The 14,970-nt window shown below is 72.6% G+C and carries 16 protein-coding genes; 12 read left to right on the forward strand and 4 right to left on the reverse strand.

Annotated elements, in window-relative coordinates:
• Window position 1 precedes the first annotated feature (1 nt).
• From IW248_RS26890 to IW248_RS26905, 4 genes are all read left to right on the forward strand, one after another.
• Window positions 2-538 (forward strand): DUF3180 domain-containing protein, encoded by a 537-nt coding sequence (locus tag IW248_RS26890; RefSeq protein WP_196929171.1) that lies wholly within the window; start codon window positions 2-4, stop codon window positions 536-538.
• A 119-nt stretch (window positions 539-657) separates the two neighbouring features.
• Window positions 658-1,872, forward strand: coding sequence for an ABC transporter permease (locus tag IW248_RS26895; RefSeq protein WP_196929172.1), 1,215 nt, complete (start codon window positions 658-660; stop codon window positions 1,870-1,872).
• A 53-nt stretch (window positions 1,873-1,925) separates the two neighbouring features.
• On the forward strand, window positions 1,926-2,234 hold the full coding sequence (locus tag IW248_RS26900) for a hypothetical protein (protein ID WP_124820151.1): 309 nt from the start codon (window positions 1,926-1,928) through the stop codon (window positions 2,232-2,234).
• 125 nt (window positions 2,235-2,359) lie between these two features.
• The gene (locus tag IW248_RS26905; protein ID WP_307788253.1) at window positions 2,360-2,791 is read left to right on the forward strand and encodes a hypothetical protein; all 432 of its coding nucleotides are present in this window, start codon (window positions 2,360-2,362) and stop codon (window positions 2,789-2,791) included.
• 54 nt (window positions 2,792-2,845) lie between these two features.
• Here IW248_RS26905 and IW248_RS26910 read toward each other — a convergent pair whose 3' ends face one another.
• Window positions 2,846-3,850, reverse strand: coding sequence for an ABC transporter ATP-binding protein (locus tag IW248_RS26910; protein WP_196929173.1), 1,005 nt, complete (start codon window positions 3,848-3,850; stop codon window positions 2,846-2,848).
• Between the two features lie 2 nt (window positions 3,851-3,852).
• On the opposite strand from IW248_RS26910, the gene IW248_RS26915 reads away from it, so the two are divergent.
• The 4 genes from IW248_RS26915 (at window position 3,853) to IW248_RS26930 (ending at window position 8,322) form a co-directional block, all read left to right on the forward strand.
• Window positions 3,853-4,539 carry an ABC transporter permease gene (locus IW248_RS26915; protein WP_124820149.1) on the forward strand — a complete coding sequence of 229 codons (687 nt, stop codon included), beginning with the start codon at window positions 3,853-3,855 and terminating at the stop codon, window positions 4,537-4,539.
• The gene (locus tag IW248_RS26920; RefSeq protein ID WP_196929174.1) at window positions 4,536-5,276 is read left to right on the forward strand and encodes an ABC transporter permease; all 741 of its coding nucleotides are present in this window, start codon (window positions 4,536-4,538) and stop codon (window positions 5,274-5,276) included. The genes IW248_RS26915 and IW248_RS26920 overlap by 4 nt, the downstream gene beginning before the upstream one ends.
• 200 nt (window positions 5,277-5,476) lie before the next feature.
• Window positions 5,477-6,481 carry a glycine betaine ABC transporter substrate-binding protein gene (locus IW248_RS26925; RefSeq protein WP_196929175.1) on the forward strand — a complete coding sequence of 335 codons (1,005 nt, stop codon included), beginning with the start codon at window positions 5,477-5,479 and terminating at the stop codon, window positions 6,479-6,481.
• Between the two features lie 110 nt (window positions 6,482-6,591).
• Window positions 6,592-8,322 carry a hypothetical protein gene (locus IW248_RS26930; protein ID WP_196929176.1) on the forward strand — a complete coding sequence of 577 codons (1,731 nt, stop codon included), beginning with the start codon at window positions 6,592-6,594 and terminating at the stop codon, window positions 8,320-8,322.
• Between the two features lie 18 nt (window positions 8,323-8,340).
• Here the strand turns inward: IW248_RS26930 and IW248_RS26935 are convergent, their stop codons facing one another.
• From IW248_RS26935 to IW248_RS26945, 3 genes are all read right to left on the reverse strand, one after another.
• Window positions 8,341-9,528: an NADH-quinone oxidoreductase subunit D gene (locus IW248_RS26935; protein WP_196929177.1), complete on the reverse strand. Its 1,188-nt coding sequence runs from the start codon at window positions 9,526-9,528 to the stop codon at window positions 8,341-8,343.
• The gene (locus IW248_RS26940) at window positions 9,525-10,730 is read right to left on the reverse strand and encodes an SAM-dependent methyltransferase (protein ID WP_196929178.1); all 1,206 of its coding nucleotides are present in this window, start codon (window positions 10,728-10,730) and stop codon (window positions 9,525-9,527) included. The genes IW248_RS26935 and IW248_RS26940 overlap by 4 nt, the downstream gene beginning before the upstream one ends.
• 155 nt (window positions 10,731-10,885) lie before the next feature.
• Complete coding sequence (locus IW248_RS26945; RefSeq protein WP_196929179.1) at window positions 10,886-11,794, reverse strand: SDR family oxidoreductase; 909 nt, start codon at window positions 11,792-11,794, stop codon at window positions 10,886-10,888.
• 119 nt (window positions 11,795-11,913) lie between these two features.
• On the opposite strand from IW248_RS26945, the gene IW248_RS26950 reads away from it, so the two are divergent.
• The 4 genes from IW248_RS26950 to panD all read left to right on the forward strand — a co-directional run bounded on the left by IW248_RS26950 (window position 11,914) and on the right by panD (window position 14,952).
• Window positions 11,914-12,486: a TetR family transcriptional regulator gene (locus tag IW248_RS26950; protein WP_196929180.1), complete on the forward strand. Its 573-nt coding sequence runs from the start codon at window positions 11,914-11,916 to the stop codon at window positions 12,484-12,486.
• Between the two features lie 113 nt (window positions 12,487-12,599).
• Window positions 12,600-13,574, forward strand: a complete 975-nt coding sequence (locus tag IW248_RS26955) for a Rossmann-like and DUF2520 domain-containing protein (protein WP_196929181.1) — start codon at window positions 12,600-12,602, stop codon at window positions 13,572-13,574.
• Window positions 13,575-13,629: 55 nt separating this feature from the next.
• Window positions 13,630-14,478, forward strand: a complete 849-nt coding sequence (gene panC, locus IW248_RS26960) for a pantoate--beta-alanine ligase (protein ID WP_196929182.1) — start codon at window positions 13,630-13,632, stop codon at window positions 14,476-14,478.
• A 45-nt stretch (window positions 14,479-14,523) separates the two neighbouring features.
• Entirely contained in the window at window positions 14,524-14,952 is a 429-nt protein-coding gene (gene panD, locus IW248_RS26965) for an aspartate 1-decarboxylase (protein ID WP_196929183.1), read from the forward strand.
• Window positions 14,953-14,970: the final 18 nt, after the last annotated feature.

Here is a 14,970-nt window from a genome sequence, read left to right on the forward strand (position 1 = left end):
CATGACGCAGGCGAAGCCCTCACCCCGCGGGTCGGGCCCGGACGGGTCCCGGATGGGCCCCACCCGGATCTCGACCCTTGTCGTGGCCGGCCTGGGTGCGGCGGCGGTGGCCTGGCTGCTGATCAGCTCCCTCTACTACAGCGGCATTCCCCGGCTGCCCTGGCTGCCGGTGGTGACGCTGGCCGGCCTCGCCGTGCTGGAGGCGTACGCCGCGATCAACACGCGGGGCCGGATCGAGCGCAAGCCGGGCCGGGAGCCGGTCAACCCGCTGGTGGTTGCCCGGTTCGTGGTGCTGGCCAAGGCGTCGGCACTCGCCGCGGCGATCTTCGCGGGCTTCTACGCGGGGCTCAGCGGCTGGCTCTTCGTGGAGACCACCCGCGCAGCCCTGGACGATCGACCGGCCGCTGTTGGTGGCCTGCTCGCCTCGCTGGCCCTGGTCGGCGCCGCGCTCTGGCTGGAGCGCTCCTGCCGGGTGCCGGAACGCCCGGACGACGAGCGCGAGCAGGACCCATGGGAGAGCCACCCCGGCCAGCGCTGAGCAGGGGGTTACGCCCGGCTGCGGGCGCGGGTACGGTGCCTGCGATCGGAGAGCAAGGGCCGCCCAGGGTCCGTCCGCGCGCCGGACCGGGGACGGCCGGCCACTGGGGAGGCGGCGTCATGGGGTACGAAGAAGCGGGCCGGGACCGGTCGGCCGAACCCTCGTCGGGGGTGCCGGCCGCCGTACTGGACAACGTCTTCGACGACCCCACCCACGGTGAGCCTGGCCGGGACCGGATCGGCGTACACCTGGGGTGGGAGCTGCTGCTGCTGGTTGGGCTGGCAGTCGTGAGCTGGTTGCTCTGGCAGGAGGATCCGGCCGCCGTGCGCGACGGCAACCTACGGACGCTGCTGATCGACGCGGTCGGGCTGGGGTTGCTCGCCCTGGCGGCGGGGCTGAGCCTGCGTACGGCCGCACCGAACCTGGCGGTCGGCCCGGTCGCGGTGGCGGCGGCCCTGCACTACGCCGAGCAGGGTGATCGGGGCCTGCCGGCGTCGATCGGGCCGGCCCTGGCGGTCGCCGCGGTGGGCGGGCTCGCGCTGGCGCTGGCCGTGGTGGTGCTGCACGTGCCGGGCTGGGCGGCCAGCCTGGCCGGCGCCGCCGCCGTGGTGGTGTACATCGAACGCCGTTCGGCGCCGGTGCTGGTGCAGGGCGACTACGACCCCACCAGCAGCGCGGGGTATCTCTTCGCCGGCTTCGCCGCGGTGGCCGTCCTCGGCGGGCTGTTCGGCGCGATCCGGGCGATCCGCCGGCTCGTCGGCCGGTACCGACCGATGGCCGACCCGGCCCTTCGGCGGGGCGCGGTGTCCGCCGTGGTGACCGCCGTCGCCCTGGTCGTCTCCACGGTGCTGGCCGCTCTCGCCGGCGTGCTGCTCGCCGCCAACGACCCCGGGCCGGTGGCGCCCACCTCGGGGCTGGACTCGACGGTGCTGGCGATCGGCGTGGCCCTGCTCGCCGGCACCAGCGCGTATGGCCGCCGGGGCGGCGTGTTCGGCACGCTGCTGGCGGTCGGCCTGGTCACCGTCTTCCAGGTGTACGCGGTGGAGCGCGGCTGGACGTTGAGCAACTGGGTGGTCGGTGGGGCCGCGCTCGGCGTCGGGCTGCTGGCCACCAGGCTGGTCGAGACGCTCGGGCGGCCTCGACCGGGCAGCCCGGAGAGGCCGGAGCCGGTCAGCGACGGCACGATCAGCTCGGGTTGGACCATGCAGCAGCCGCAGTCCGTCGAGAACTGGCCTCCCACGCTGCCGACCCAGGCCGCGCCCCAACCGGTCGACCCGTGGCGGGATCCGCGCTGGGAGGACGGCCCGCGGCGGTGGGACACAGACGAGCGGTGACCCCCGTCGCGTCCGCCGAGCCGGAGCTGATCTCGACCGTTAGGCTCGGCGACATGACCGACACACCTGCCGCCACCCCCGGCGGAACCTCGTTCGAGGAGCTTGACGCGCTGTCCACCGAGGAGCTGCGGGAGCGGGCGTTCGCCCGGGCCCGGGAGCGTCGGGACGTGGGCTTCTACTGGTCGGTGCTGCGCCGCCTGCCGAACGCGGACGAGGCGACGGTGCTGGACGGCGCCCCGAACTCGATCGGCCCGACGATCGACGAGGCCAACGCGCTGTGGCGGGAGCTGACCGGTCACGGCTACGAGGAGTCGGCGCCGCTGCTGCGGGCCGCCTTCATCGACTACCTGATGAAGCACTGAGCCGCTCGGGGCAGCCCAGGTCGGCCCGAGCCACCGGTTCGGGGCCTGGGCGGATCGCGTCGCTCATCCACCGCTCCGGCCCGGTCAGCCGCTACGGCACGGCCGCCGGCACCGGGGCGCTCGCCGTGCTGCTGCTGGTGGGCATCTGCGGCAGTCCGGCGTACACCGGTTGGGCCGTCAGCCTGACCGACCCGGAGTCGGGCGGTGCCTTCTACGCGCGCCTGCTCGCCTGGCCGGCCTGGCGGCTCGACGCGGACGGGCAGGCCGGCGGGTTGTTCGCCGCCGACGTGCGGGCCGTGCTGTTGGTGGTCCTGGCGGTGGCCCTGCTCTACCTGTTGCCCGCCGCCCAGGTCGCCCGGGTGCCCGGCCCGGTCAGCCAGTTCTTCTCCGGCTGGGCCGCCTACGTGTTGGCCGGTGGGCTGGCCGCAGTGCTGGCGGCGCTGCTCGGCCCGGCGCCGTCACTGCTGGGGGCCCTGCAGGACGCCAGCGCCGGTGCCGGTTACGGCTTCCTCACCGGGTGGATCATCGGCATCGCCAGCCTCGGCGGTCGCGCCTGACCCGGCCGGGGCGGGGTCAGGCGCGGCGGTCGTGCCCGACCCGGCCGGGGTGGGTCAGCTGGTCGGGCGGCCGAGGTCGAGGAGACGCTGTCGGCTGAGCGCGCCCACCGGTCGGCCGGCGTCGGTCACGACGAGCCGGTCCCGGCCCGAGGTGAGCAGGACCGCCAACGCGTCGTACGCGGAGCCGTCCAGCGCGACGGTGGGCAGGTCCGCTGCGGCGTCCTCGGGCACCGGCTCCAGCGCCTCCCGGTCGAGCGGGGTGACGGCCAGCCGGCGGATGCCCCGGTCGGCGCCGACGAACTCGCGTACGAACGGAGTGGCGGGTGCGCCGAGCAGCGTGGCAGGGGTGTCGTACTGCTCCAGGTGCCCGCCCTCGGAGAGCACCGCGATCCGGTCACCGAGTCGGACCGCCTCGTCGAGGTCGTGGGTGACCAGCACGATGGTCTTGCGCACCTCGGCCTGCAGGCGCAGGAACTCCTCCTGGAGGTGGGCTCGGACGATCGGGTCGACGGCCGAGAACGGCTCGTCCATCAACAGCACCACAGGGTCGGCGGCGAGCGCGCGGGCGACCCCGACCCGCTGCCGCTGGCCACCCGACAGCTCGTGCGGGTAGCGACCACCGAACTCGGTCGGGTCCAGCCCGACCAGGTCGAGCAACTCGTCGACCCGGGCCCGGGTCTGGCCCTTGGGCCAGCGGAGCAGGCCCGGCACGGTGGCCACGTTGGCCCGTACCGTCTGGTGTGGAAAGAGACCGACGTTCTGGATCACGTACCCGATTCGACGGCGTAGTCGTACCGGGTCGACGTCGGTGACATCCTCGTCGCCGAGTGTGATGCGACCGGCGGTCGGTTCGATCAGCCGATTGATCATCCGCAGCACTGTCGACTTGCCGCAGCCGGACGGGCCGATCAGCACCACCAGCTCGCCGGCCCGGACATCCAGGCTGAGGTCCCGGACAGCTTCGGTGCCGTTCGGGTAGCGCTTCTGGATGCCCTGCAGGGTGATCGACGCCGCGCGAGGTGATTGGGCCACGCTGGCAGCCTCCGGGGTAACGTCCACGTATGTCCTTCCGCCTGAGCTACCGGGCCGACCCGGGTAACCCCTGGTTCTCCTGGCAGTACGTGCGGGACAACTCTGACACGATCCTCGCCGCGGTGCGCGAACACGCCTCCCTCACCGGGCGGGCGGTGTTGATCGCGGTGCTGATCGCCCTGCCGTTGTCCGTGCTGGCGTACTGGGTCCGTCCGCTCGCCGGGCCGATCCTCGCCGTCAGCGGGGTGGTCTACACCATCCCGTCGTTGGCCCTCTTCGCGTTCATCGCCCCCTACCTGGGCACCGGGGCGACCACGGTGCTTGTCGGGCTGGTCCTCTACGCGCTGCTGCTGATCGTGCGCAACGTGGTGGCCGGCCTCAACCAGGTGCCCCCGGAGGTCCGGGAGGCCGCCGAGGGCATGGGTTACGGCCGGTGGGGGCGCCTGTTCCGGATCGACCTGCCGCTGGCGCTGCCGGGCATCGTGACAGGCGTACGGCTGGCGACCGTCTCGACGGTGGCGTTGGTCACGGTCGGGGTGCTGGTCGGGCACGGCGGGCTCGGGCAGTTGATCTTCGCGGGTTTCCAGAACAACCTCTACAAGGCTGAGATCATGACCGCCGCGCTGCTCTGCGTGGCGCTCGCGGTCGTGCTCGACCTGCTGCTCATCCTGGTCGCCCGACTGGTGACCCCCTGGTCCACCCGGAGGGCACGGTGACCGTCGCGGCGAACCCGATCGGGCAGGCGATCACCTGGATCAACGACCCGCTGAACTGGACCAACCCCGGCGGCATGCTGGACCGGCTCGGTGAGCACCTGACGATCTCGGCCCTGGCGGTGGCGCTCGGCTGCCTGGTGGCCTGGCCGCTCGGCCTCTGGCTGGGGCACCTCGGCCGCGGTGGCGGCCTCGTGGTGCTGATCTCCAACGCCACCCTGGCCATCCCCACCCTGGCGCTGCTGACCATCCTGCCGGTGGCCTTCGCCAGCGGCTTCGGGCGGACGCCGGTCGTGGTGGCACTGGCCGTCTTCGCCGTGCCGCCGCTGCTGGCCAACGCCTACACCGGGGTGCGGCAGGTCGACCCGGAGGCTCGCGACGCGGCCCGGGGGATGGGCCTGTCCAGCTCGCAACTGTTGCGCCGGGTGGAGTTGCCGCTCGCAGTGCCATATCTGGCGGCCGGCTTCCGCACCGCGGCGGTTCAGGTGATCGCGACCGCGGCGCTGGCGTCCTTCGTCAACGGCGGCGGCCTGGGCCAGATCATCCGGACCGGCTTCGGTATCGGTATCGCGGCCGGCGGCGGGCAGATCGTCGCCGGCGGTGTGCTGGTGGCTGGGCTCGCGCTGCTCGCCGAGGTGGTCCTCGGCGGCGTCGAACGACTGGTGACCCCCAAACCGCTGCGGCGCGGGCGACAGCGCCTGGGGCGGCCCCGAGCCGCAGATGCCACCGGGAGCGCCTGACCCGTCCGGGTGAGCCTGCGTCCGGCTGGCGACCCAGGTCCGTCCGATCGGTGACGATGGGGTGACGAAGTCCATCCCAGGTTGTCGGTCGGTTGCGGAGCATGTTGGGTGGACATTCGCGGGCGACCGATAGTCAGGATCGCCCGTCGGACACGCGGCCGGCCCGGGACGGGCCGCGCCGGGACACGGAAGGCGGGCACATGCGCGCACGTACACGTCTGGCGATCGGTGCCATCAGCGCCGTCGCCGGGGCAGCGCTCCTCACCGGATGCGGTGACGCCGGCTCGTCCGGCACCGACGCACCGCAGACGAGCGCCTCCGGCGCCGGGTGCGCCCCGGTCGCCGGCCAGCAGCTCATCGCTCTGCAGGACGACAAGAAGCTCCAGAACTCCGACAACGTCATTCCCGCGGTCAACACCAAGGCGGCCAACCCGCAGCTGATCGCCGCACTGGACAAGGTCTCCGCCGCACTCGACACCCCGAAGCTCATCCAGCTCAACAAGGCCGTCAACGAGGACCGCAAGACCGCCAAGGTGGCGGCCGAGGAGTTCGCCAGCGCGAACAACCTCACAGCGGGCATCGCCAAGGGCCCAGGTGGAGACATCACGGTGGGTGCCGGCAACTTCGCCGAGAGCCAGATCCTGGGCGAGCTGTACCGGATCGCGCTCACCTCCGCCGGCTACCAGGTCAAGGTGCAGCAGATCGGCAACCGGGAGCTCTACGCGCCGGCTCTGGAGAAGGGCGAGATCCAGGTCGTCCCGGAGTACGCGGCGACGATGGCCGAGTTCCTCAACACCAAGGCCAACGGCCAGAACGCGCAGCCGGTCTCCTCACCGGACATCAACACGACGGTGACCGCGCTCAAGGCCGAGGGCGACAAGGCCGGCCTCACCTTCGGCACCCCGGCCGCCGCACAGGACCAGAACGCCTTCGCGGTGACCCAGGCATTCGCCGACAAGTACGGCGTCCGGACCCTCTCCGAGTTGGCGGCGAAGTGCTCCGGCAGCGCGACCTCGCTGGGTGGCCCGCCGGAGTGCGAGCAGCGTCCGTTCTGCAAGCCGGGCCTGGAGAAGACGTACGGGCTGTCGGTCGGCAAGTTCTCCTCGCTGGACCAGGGCGGCCCGCTGACCAAGAGCGGGCTGCGTGACGGTTCGATCAGCGTGGGCCTGATCTTCTCCTCGGATGGTGCCTTCGCCACCAGCTGAGCCCTCCCCGCACGTGCCGAGGACGCCCCCGCACCCGACCGGGCGGGGGCGTCCGCGCGTCCCGGGGACCCCGTTCCCTCCGATGGATGTCGTGGGTAGGCTGCACATCCATGCCAGCCCCGGCCACCTCTGACGCCCGGCGTCAACCAACACTGCTGACCATGCTCTTCTGGGCGGGCGTCGCCCTGGCGCCGGTGGCGGCGCTGATCCTGCTGGTGGCCGACGGCAACGGCCCGCTGCGTTTCGCCGCTGTGCTCGCCATTCTCGCTGTCGTGCTGATCGGTCTCTCCATCGCGCTGCGGCCCGAGGGCGAAGGCGACTCGGCGCGGACCGACGAGCTGCTGGACGAGATCGAGGAGCTGCGTCGAGAGCTGCGCAGCGAGATCGTGGCCGCCGCCCAGCGCGGCAACCAGGCGCTTGACCAGGCGCAACGGGCCCAGGAGGGGATTGCCGCGGTGCGCCGCCGCCTCGACGCCAGCGGTGCCGCCCTCGCCGGTGCCGCCCTCGCCGGTGCCGCCCCCGCTGTCGAGCCGGCGGGCCCCGGGCGGGCGCGGGTGGCCTCCGTCGAGCCGCCGGCGGACGTCGCGCCGGTGGCCCGCAGCCGGGTCCCGGGTGACGCGTCGGCCGGCCGCGCTCGGGTGTCCGGGCCCGACGACGCGCCCCGACGGGGGCGCCCCGAGCACGACACGCCCCAGTGGGGGCGCTCCGAGCACGACACGCCCCAGTGGGGGCGCTCCGAGCACGACACGCCCCAGTGGGGGCGCTCCGAGCACACGGACGAGGACGAGCCGGCGTACGCACGGGAGGCCCCCGAGCCACCGGCCGCCGCCGGGGTGTACGGCGGGGAACGGCCGGCCGCCACCGCGTACGGCTCAGCCCGCCCCCGGGAACACGACCGCCCCGAACCGGCGCATCGGCCGGGTGGCGTGGTCCGACACACCGAGACCGTGCACGTCACCACCCGGCACACGGTGGTGGACGGCGGCGCGGCCGAGCCGGCTGGGCGCTACGGCGGCGGGTACGCCGGTCAGTGGACCCCGCCCGCGCAGGAGTGGAGCCGGGGCGGTGACGCGGATGAGCGCCCCCGCCCGGCCGGCCGAGCGAGGAGCGAGCCGGAGGAGCGTCCCAGAGCCGGGTACGGCGACGAGCCGGGCTGGGCGGGCCGCCGCGACGAACCGGAGTGGACCGATCGGCGTGACGCGTACGGCCAGCCCGACGAGCCTGCGCCGGTGGCCCGGTCGCACCGCACACCGGAGAGGCCGGCGGCGAACTCCTGGGACAGCCCGGACGATCGGGGCTGGTCGGAGCCGCGCGACCGGACGGACGCCGCGGCGCCGCAGCCCGGGCCGCCTCTGCGGGCCGACGACACCGGCGAGTACTGGTCGCAGTTGCGGGCCGGTGACCGGTGGGCCGCCGTCCGCGACGACGAGAACGGCCGCGAGTTGCGGGTCGGCGAACGCCGGGCCGAGGTGCACGCCGACGCCAGCGGCACCGAGTACCGGGTGGCCGACCGCTGGGCCGCCGTCCGCCACGAGGAGCCGCGCCGTCACGAGGACGCCGGCCGGTATGAAGAGCCGCGCCGTCACGAGGACGCCGGCCGCTACGAGGAGCCGCGCCGTCACGAGGACGCCGGCCGGCGGGCCGAGCCGGGGAGGCCGGCGCTGCCGGTGGGTGGTGTGCCGGTGCCGGACGAGTGGCGCCCACCGCGCCAACGCGGCCACCAGGCGGAACCCGAGCCGGAGCGGACCGGCCGGCGGCGGGTCGACGAGCGCTACGGCTACCCGCCCCAGGACGACGTACCGCGTGCCGGCGGGGCGCCACCCAGCGACCGCTGGCGGTGACCGGTCAGGCGACTCCTGTCACTTGTCGATGTCGCCGACCACGAAGAACATCGAGCCGAGGATCGCGATCAGATCCGGGACCAGGCAGCCGGGGAGCAGGGTGGCCAACGCCTGCACGTTCGCGTACGAGGCGGTGCGCAACTTCAACCGCCACGGCGTCTTCTCACCCCGGGACACCAGGTAGTAACCGTTGATGCCGAGCGGGTTCTCCGTCCAGGCGTACGTGTGCCCCTCCGGCGCCTTGAGCACCTTCGGCAGCCGGGTGTTGATCGGCCCGGTCAGCTGGTCCACCCGGTCGAGGCACTGCTCGGCAAGGTCCAGCGACGCGTACACCTGGTCGAGCAGCACCTCGAAACGGGCGTGGCAGTCCCCGGCGGTCTTGGTGACCACCGGCACGTCCAGCTCGTCGTACGCCAGGTAGGGGTCGTCGCGGCGCAGGTCCAGGTCGAGCCCGGAGGCGCGGGCCACCGGCCCGGACGCGCCGAACGCGGCGGCGTCCGCGGCGGACAGCACGCCCACGCCGACGGTACGGGCCAGGAAGATCTCGTTACGCCGGATCAGGTGGTCCAGGTCGGGCAACCGGCGGCGCACCTCGCCGATGGCCGCGCGGGCCCGCCCGGTCCACCCGTACGGCACCTCCTCCTTGAGGCCACCCACCCGGTTGAACATGTAGTGGATCCGGCCGCCGGAGACCTCCTCCATCACCGCCTGGATGGTCTCCCGTTCCCGGAACGCGTAGAAGATCGGTGTGATCGCCCCGATCTCCAACGGGTACGAGCCGAGGAACATCAGGTGGTTGAGCACCCGGTTCAGCTCCGCGAGGGCCATCCGCAGCCAGGTGGCCCGCTCCGGCACCTCCATGCCCATCAGGCGTTCCACAGTGAGCACCACACCCAGCTCGTTGGAGAACGCCGAGAGCCAGTCGTGCCGGTTGGCCAGCACGATGATCTGCCGGTAGTCACGCACCTCGAAGAGCTTCTCCGCGCCCCGGTGCATGTAACCGACGATCGGTTCGCAGGCGACCACCCGCTCGCCGTCGAGCACCAGCTTCAACCGCAGCACACCATGCGTGGAGGGGTGCTGCGGGCCGATGTTCAGCACCATGTCGGTGCCGAGTTGCTGATCACCGGTGCCGGCGATCAGCCCGGCCCCGGTGCCGACGGTCAGTTCACGGAGGTCCCCGGCGTCGGTGGTCATGCCCGTCATCGTGCCACGGCCGGCCCGAGCGGGATGCCGACCGGCTGGCGCAACCACAGGTGCCCGCCGAGCCCGGCCGGGTCGGTCAGCTCGGCCACCGCCGACGCGGCGGCCAGCGCCCGCACGTAGCCGACCGGGTCGGTGCCGGCCAGGCTGAGCGACGGTCGCCCGCCGTCGGCCCCGAGCGCCCGCAGCGCATCCCGCTGCAGGACCAGTGAGTACGCACACCGGGCGACCGCCGCGCCAGCGGAGGCGACCGAGTCCATGGCCACGTGCGCGGTCACATCACTCGACCCGTCGGGCACCGGAGGCACCTGCCGCCCACCCCGATACCCGGTCAACGTCCCGTGCACGGGCCTGTTCTCCCGCAGGTGCCCGTAGTCGACTGCCACCGCGAGCCCTCGGCTGATCTTTCCTACTGCGTTGGCCCAGGCTTCGTCCCGCGGTCTGCCGATCTCTGCGCGGTGGTCGCTGTGGGGGGTTTCGGGGCAGCCCGGCCGGCTCCGGGCGGTCAGGCTTGATCCCTGCGCCGGCCGGGCTGCCCCGAAACCCGACTCGCCCTCGGTTGTCGCGTCGGACCAGGTCGCCCCCGGGTTCGGGTCACCGTCCGTACTGAGCGGGCTCGCGGGACTCGGCCACCACTTCGTCAGCCACTCAAGATCGGCGGGGCTGACCGGCTCACCGAGCGTTTCGGCGCCGCTGTCGGGGTCGACCAGCAGGTATCGCCAGCCGTCTTCGGTGTGCACTGCGACGTCCAGCGGGACGTTGTCCAGCCACTCGGTGGCGAGCAGCACTCCGGTGATTCCGGCGGGGATCTCGGTTGTCCAGTTGATCTCTTCGGGCAGGTTCTCCGGGCGGTGGGCGTACTCGACTGCTGTGAAGCGGACCCGCTCCGCAAGCGACGGACGGGCGGCGACCGACGACGGCTCGTCGGGCGACAGGCGGGCGGAAACCCCCACCGCGCCCCCGACGGCCTGGTGGATCGCTCGCAGCAGCTCCCCGCGCCCCGCACCCACGTCGACCACGTCGAACCGTGGCGGATGGCCGAGTGTCGAGTCCACCTCCGAGATCAGGCGCAGTAGGGCGCTCGTGAACGCGGGTGAGGCGTGCACGCTGGTGCGGAAGTGGTCGGCCGGCCCGGCGCCGGCGACGAAGAAGCCACCCGGCCCGTAGAGGGCTCGGCTCATCGCGTCCCGCCAGGCGATCGACATCCACCCACTCCGATTCCGGCCCACGTCACGATCATCCGCGCCGTCCCGCTCGGCAGCGGAGGGCGCGCGGTGATCAGTTGCTGAAAAGTAGGCCAGGAAACCTCCCAGCACCTACTTTTCATCATTTGATCAAGGTGGGCTCCCCGGAACTTGGTTCAGGCCTGGAAGTAGTGCCCTTCGTCCAGGTCGGCGATCAGGCCGGGGTGGACAGGGGACCAGCCCAGCAGTTCGCGTGTGAGCGCGGACGACGTCGGATTGTCCATCTGCGCGAACGAGCCGAGGAAGCCGAAGTAGTTGTCTGCCTCGTCGGGGCCGATGCTGCGGACCGGGATGTCCAGGTTGCGGCCGATGGCAGCGGCGATTTGTTGAAAGGGGACTCCTTCGTCGGCGGCTGCGTGGAGACGCGCACCGGCCGGGGCCTTTTCGAGGGCCAGCCGGTAGAGCTCGGCCGCGTCGAGCGTGTGCACGGCCGGCCACCGGTTGGTGCCCTCGCCGACGTACGCGGCGTACCCGTTCTGTCGGGCGGCAGCGATGATGGCGGTGATGAAGCCGTAGCGGTCGAGCGAGCTGTGCACCGTGGGCGCGAGCCGGACGATGGAGGAGCGCACCCCGCGAGAGGCAAAGCCGGCCACGAGGTTCTCGGCGTCGATCCGGTAGCCGCTCGGGAAGGTGTCGCGTTCGGTGCCGGGGCGGCCGACGATGCCGCCCATCGCGAGCATGGCCGTCCCGCTCGTGCCGACCAGGGGTTTGCCGGAGCCGTCCAGGCCGTCGGCAAGTGCCTGCAGGGCGTCCAGGTCGGCCTTGGCTGCGCCGGCCAGGTCGCCGTTGAGCATGAGGTCGTGGCGGAACGCCAGGTGGATGATCCCGTCGGACGCGGCGGCTTCCGCAGAAAGCATGTCGAGGTCCGACAGCTCGCCGCGGCGTGCCTCAGCGCCGAGCTTCTCGATCGCGGCGGCGGACGTGTCGGAGCGGGCCAGGCCGACGACCTCGTGTCCGGCGGAGAGCAGTGCCGGCACGACAGCGGAGCCGAGGTGGCCGGAGGCACCTGTGATGAATACGCGCATGGCGGTCCTTCGTGGGTAGGGGCATGTCACCTTGCGACATGACCGTACCTCGTGATGTCGCAAGGTGACATGGTTCGGGGAAATTAATGTCGCAGGGTGACATCGGATACCATCGCGGCATGGCTCGCTGGCAACCAGACGCGCGCGGCCGCTTGGAGGCGGCCGCTTTCGAGTTGTTCCGTGAGCGCGGCTTCGAGCAGACCACTGTCGCCGACATCGCCGCCCGTGCCGGCCTCGACAAACGCACCTTCTACCGGCTCTTCGGGGACAAGCGCGAGGCTCTCTTCAGCGGCAGCGAGCGGGTCGAGGAAGCCCTGGTCAAGGTGGTGGCCGAGACGGACGCCGCCCCGTTCGAAGCGGTCATCGCGGCCTTCCGTCAGATGGCTGTGGAAATCTTCGCGGACCGCCGCGAGCAGGTCCGGATGCGCCAGTCGATCATTGAGAGCAGCCCGGAGCTGCAGGAACGTGAGCTGCGCAAATCGGGCGCACTGATGGCCGCCGTCACCGCCGCACTCCGGGCCAAGGGCCTCGACGAGACCACGGCCACGCTGGCCACCGAGTCGGGTGGCACGGTCTTCCGCGTGGCGTACGCCCGCTGGGTCGCGCTCGACAGCGATGCCTCGCTCGCCGACCTGATCGCCGAGGTGGCCACCGAGCTGAGCGCCATCACGTCGGCCTCAGGAAGGCGTTGACAAGGGCCTCTCCTTCGGTGGTGAAGGTTTTCACACATGCTTGTCCGGGTTCGGTGGGCCGGGCGCATACTTGCGATCGACCGGTACCCCTTCTCGAGGACTGGATCGTGGTCATGAGCGCACCGTTGCGCCCGCGTCCGGCCGCCCCACACGGGCCCGCCGCATCGTGGGATCGCGCCGTTCCCGGCGCCCGCGCCAGCTCCCGTCTGCTCACCGTCGGTGTCGTTGGCGTCGGTCGGGTAGGCACCGTGCTGGGTGCCGCGCTCGCCGCCGCCGGGCACCGGGTGGTTGCCGTCTCCGGCAGTTCCGGAGCCAGCCGCGCCCGCCTCGCCCTGTTGTTGCCCGAGGTTCCCCGCCGTCCGGTCGCCGCCGTGGCCCACGCCGCCGGCGACCTGTTGCTGATCGCGGTACCGGACGACAGGCTGGCCGGTGTGGTGGCCGACCTCGCGGAGCGGGGCGCGCTGCACCCGGGTCAGATCGTCGCGCACACCTCGGGAGCGCACGGCCTGGCCGTGCTGGGGCCGGCTGTCGCGGCCGGTGCCCGGCCGCTCGCCCTGCACCCGGCGATGACCTTCACCGGTACGCCTGACGACCTGGCCCGGCTGGACGGCATCTCGTACGGGGTGACCGCCCCGGCGGAGCTGCGCCCGCTGGCTGCCCGGCTGGTCGCCGACCTTGGTGGCGTGCCCGAGTGGGTCGCCGAGTCGGACCGCCCGCTCTACCATGCCGCGCTGGCCCACGGCGCGAACCACCTGGTGACCCTGGTCAACGAGGCGACCGATCGGTTGCGTGACGCCGGGGTGTCCCGACCGGAGAAGGTGCTCGCCCCGCTGCTGCACGCCGCCCTGGAGAACGCGCTGCGGCTCGGCGACGACGCGTTGACCGGCCCGGTCTCCCGCGGCGACGCGGGCACCGTGCAGCGGCACCTGGCCCGGTTGGCGGCCACCGCACCGGAGTCCGTCCCCGCGTACCTGGCGCTGGCCCGTCGTACCGCCGACCGGGCGATCGCCGCCGGCCGGCTGCGACCGGTGGACGCACAGTCGCTGCTCGGCGTGTTGGCCGACAGCAGTCGGGAGGTGGCCGCGTGAGCGTGAGGAGTGAGCCGATCTTGCGAGCCCCGCAGTCGCGAACCGAGGTGCCGCTGTGACCCAGGTGGTGCACACGCGGGCCGAGTTGGCCGAGGCCCGGGCCGGGCTGAAGGGCACGGTCGGGGTGGTGATGACGATGGGCGCGCTGCACTCCGGGCACGAGACGTTGCTGCGCGCGGCCCGGGAACAGGCCGACCACGTGCTGGTTACGGTCTTCGTGAACCCGTTGCAGTTCGGGCCGAACGAGGACTTCGACCGCTACCCGCGCACCCTCGACACCGACCTGGAGGTGTGCCGGCGGGCGGGCGCCGATCTGGTCTTCGCCCCGTCGGTGGCGGACATGTATCCGGACGGGCAGCCCCGCGTACGCCTGGATCCGGGGCCGCTCGGCGCCGAGCTGGAGGGGGCGAGCCGGCCCGGCTTCTTCCACGGGGTGCTCACCGTGGTGCTGAAGCTGCTCCAGCTCACCCAGCCGGATCTGGCGTTCTTCGGCGAGAAGGACTACCAGCAGCTCACCCTGGTCCGGCGGATGGCCCGCGACCTGGACGTGCCGGTCGAGGTGGTCGGCGTGCCGACAGTCCGGGAGCCGGACGGGCTGGCGCTGTCCAGCCGCAACCGTTACCTGAGCGAGCCGGAGCGGGCCGCCGCGCTGAGTTTGTCCGCCGCGTTGCGGGCCGGTGCGCGGGCCGCCGACGACGGTCTGGACGCGGGGGCGGTGCTGACCGCCGCGCACGCCGCGTTCGGCGCCGGTACGCCCGGTGCCCGTCTCGACTACCTGGTGCTCACCGATCCCGAGTTGGAACCGGGGCCGGTGTCCGGGCCGGCCCGGCTGGTGATCGCCGCCTGGGTGGGCGCCACCCGTTTGATCGACAACTCGGCGATCCACCTCGCCCCGCGCCCCTGACCCGGCAGCACCACCCTCCACCGAATACCGCGAAAGGTCACTCCGATGTTGCGGACCATGCTCAAGTCGAAGATCCACCGGGCCACGGTGACCCAGGCCGACCTGCACTACGTCGGTTCGGTGACTGTGGACGAGGACCTGCTCGACGCCGCCGACCTGCTCCCCGGCGAGCAGGTGGCGATCGTGGACATCACAAACGGCGCCCGGCTGGAGACGTACGTGATCCCGGGCGTGCGGGGCAGCGGCGTGATCGGCATCAATGGCGCCGCCGCGCACCTGGTGCACCCCGGTGACCTGGTCATCCTGATCTCGTACGGCCAGATGGACGACGCCGAGGCCCGGTCCTACCGGCCACGGGTCGTGCACGTCGACGCCGACAACCGGGTGATCGAGTTGGGTGCCGACCCGGCTGCGGCGGCGCCCGGTACGGCCGGGAGCCCGGTGCCCAGTCCGTTGGCCGTGTCCGGAGTCTGATCCCGCGTACCGCGATTC

This window comes from Micromonospora ureilytica (assembly GCF_015751765.1).
Classification (GTDB): domain Bacteria; phylum Actinomycetota; class Actinomycetes; order Mycobacteriales; family Micromonosporaceae; genus Micromonospora; species Micromonospora ureilytica.